At 64.7% G+C, this 2,898-nt stretch carries 2 protein-coding genes; both read left to right on the forward strand.

The genetic code is table 11. The features are described 5' to 3' along the window. The first annotated feature begins 269 nt into the window (after positions 1-269). Positions 270-1,694, forward strand: a complete 1,425-nt coding sequence (gene gltX, locus EOA23_RS33220; RefSeq protein ID WP_126060754.1) for a glutamate--tRNA ligase — start codon at positions 270-272, stop codon at positions 1,692-1,694. Between the two features lie 181 nt (positions 1,695-1,875). Beyond that, a partial coding sequence (gene gltA, locus EOA23_RS33225) for a citrate synthase (protein WP_127307171.1) occupies positions 1,876-2,898 on the forward strand: 1,023 nt, incomplete at its 3' end.

Here is a 2,898-nt window from a genome sequence, read left to right on the forward strand (position 1 = left end):
TGGCTGCAGCGCACCGCCACCGGGCAGCGGCAACCCGGCGGGCGGATGGAGTTCCGGAAGCGAAAGCGGCGCTTCTTCAGCGGGCTCGGCATGAGCAAACATCAGGCGCTCGCTGACGCCTGCTGTCGTTTCCCCGCCCTCCTCCGTGCCCCGGCCACGTCCAGCCATCGGGTCTGCCCCTTGCGCCCCAGACCGCCTATGCTACATGAACGCGCAAAGCGCGAAAGCCCGCGCGAAATATGCCGTTTCAGTGCTTCTTCGAGAGTTCCATGTCCGACAAGGTCGTCACCCGTTTCGCCCCCTCGCCCACAGGCTACCTGCATATTGGCGGGGCGCGCACGGCGCTGTTCAACTGGCTCTATGCCAGGCACACCGGCGGCACGATGCTTTTGCGTATCGAGGACACCGATCGCGAGCGCTCAACCGAAGCCGCCACGGCCGCCATTCTCGACGGATTGACCTGGCTTGGCCTTTCCTGGGATGGCGACGCCGTCTCCCAGTTCGAGCGCGCCCCGCGCCATCGCGAGGTGGCCGAGGAGCTCGTGCGCCTGGGCAAGGCCTATTACAGCTATGAGACGCCCGCGGAGCTGGAGGCGATGCGCGAGGCAGCTAGAGCCAAGGGCCTGCCGCCGCGTTATAACGGACAGTGGCGCGACCGCGATCCGTCCGAGGCGCCGGCCGGCGTCAAGGGCGCGATCCGCATCAAGGCGCCGACCGAGGGCGAGACGGTCGTCCATGACCGCGTGCAGGGCGAGGTGCGCTTTCCCAACAAGGATCTTGACGACTTCATCATCCTGCGCTCGGACGGCAACCCGACCTACATGCATGCCGTCGTCGTCGACGACCACGACATGGGCGTCACCCATATCATCCGCGGCGACGATCACCTGACCAACGCCGCGCGCCAGACGGTGATCTACAACGCCATGGGCTGGGCGGTGCCGTCGATGTCGCATATCCCGCTGATCCACGGCGCCGACGGCGCCAAGCTGTCGAAGCGGCACGGCGCGCTGGGCGTCGAGGCCTATCGCGCCATGGGCTATTTGCCGGAAGCCTTGCTCAACTACCTTGCGCGGCTCGGCTGGAGCCATGGCGACGACGAGGTGATGTCGATCAAGGACATGATCGCCTGGTTCGACATCGGCGACGTCAACAAGGGCGCTGCCCGCTTCGACTTCGCCAAGCTCGAGGCGCTGAACGGCGTGCATATGCGCAAGATGGACGATCGCGCGCTGTTCGATATCTTCGTCGCCACTCTGCCCTATCTCGAAGGCGGCCCGGCGCTCGCCGCAAAGCTCGATGACAAGCGAAAGGCGCAGCTGCTTGCCGCCATGCCCGGCCTCAAGGAGCGGGCCAAGACCCTGGTGGAGCTGGTCGACGGCGCGGCCTTCCTGTTTGCCGAGCGGCCACTGCCCCTGGATGAGAAGGCAGCGGGCTTGCTCAGCGCGGATGCGCGCGCGATTCTGCGCGGCGCGCATGGCGCGTTGTCTTCTGTCCAGGGCGAGTGGAGCGCCGCCTCGGCGGAGGCTTCGATCCGCGAGTTCGCGCAGGCTGGCGGATACAAGCTTGGCGCGGTGGCCCAACCACTGAGAGCCGCGCTGACCGGCCGCAGCACATCGCCTGGCGTGTTCGACGTGCTGGCCGTGCTGGGCCGCCAGGAAAGCCTGGCGCGCATTGGAGATCAAATCGATTAGGAGCGGACTGGCCCAAGAAGATTGGCATTGAAAGGTGTGTTTCGCAGTGCAACATTAGGCCTTGGCCCAATCTGGCACGCACCTCCTAAAATGCGGTGGCGAGTTCGCGCATTCCGGTGACTTCGACGTGTCGTTTGCAGGAATTGCCTTGCCGGCATGAGGATACAAAGGGAGTTTGAGAATGAGCGAAGCTGCGACAAAACTGGAACCGGGCAGCAAGGCGCACGAGTCGACCGCCAGGCTCGAACTCGCCGGCAAGACCCATGAATTCAAGGTGCGAAGCGGGTCGACCGGGCCTGACGTCATCGACATCGGCGCGCTCTACAGCACCACCGGCGCCTTCACCTACGACCCCGGCTTCACCTCCACCGCAAGCTGCGAGTCGGCAATCACCTTCATCGACGGCGACGCCGGCATCCTTTTGCATCGCGGCTATCCAATCGACCAGCTTGCCGAGCATGGCGACTTCCTCGAAGTCTGTTACCTCCTTCTCTACGGGGAGCTCCCGACCAAGGCGCAGAAGGAGGATTTCGACTATCGCGTGACGCGCCACACCATGGTGCACGAGCAGATGTCGCGCTTCTTCACTGGCTTCCGCCGCGACGCGCACCCGATGGCCGTCATGTGCGGCGTGGTCGGCGCGCTGTCGGCCTTCTACCACGACTCGACCGACATCTCGGACCCGTATCAGCGTATGGTCGCCTCGATGCGCCTGATCGCCAAGATGCCGACCATCGCGGCGATGGCCTACAAATACCATATCGGCCAGCCCTTCATTTATCCGAAGAACGACCTCGGCTTCGCCGCCAATTTCCTGCACATGTGCTTTGCCGTGCCATGCGAGGAGTACAAGATCAATCCGGTGCTGGCGCGCGCCATGGAGCGCATCTTCATCCTGCACGCCGACCACGAGCAGAACGCCTCGACCTCGACGGTTCGCCTCGCCGGCTCTTCCGGCGCCAATCCGTTCGCTTGCATCGCCGCCGGCATCGCCTGCCTGTGGGGCCCGGCGCACGGCGGCGCCAACGAAGCGGCGCTGAACATGCTGGGCGAGATCGGCCATGTCGATCACATCCCGGAATTCATTGCCCGCGCCAAGGACAAGAACGATCCGTTCCGGCTGATGGGCTTCGGCCATCGCGTCTACAAGAACTACGATCCGCGCGCCAAGAGCATGCAGAAGACCGCGCACGAGGTGTTGGGC

It is taken from the genome of Mesorhizobium sp. M2A.F.Ca.ET.042.01.1.1, from assembly GCF_003997405.1.
In the GTDB taxonomy this organism is placed as follows: domain Bacteria; phylum Pseudomonadota; class Alphaproteobacteria; order Rhizobiales; family Rhizobiaceae; genus Mesorhizobium.

Excerpts from the sequence above, each read along its gene's own strand:
- gltX (WP_126060754.1), top strand. The coding sequence starts at position 270 with ATGTCCGACAAGGTCGTCACCCGTTTCGCCCCCTCGCCCACAGGCTAC.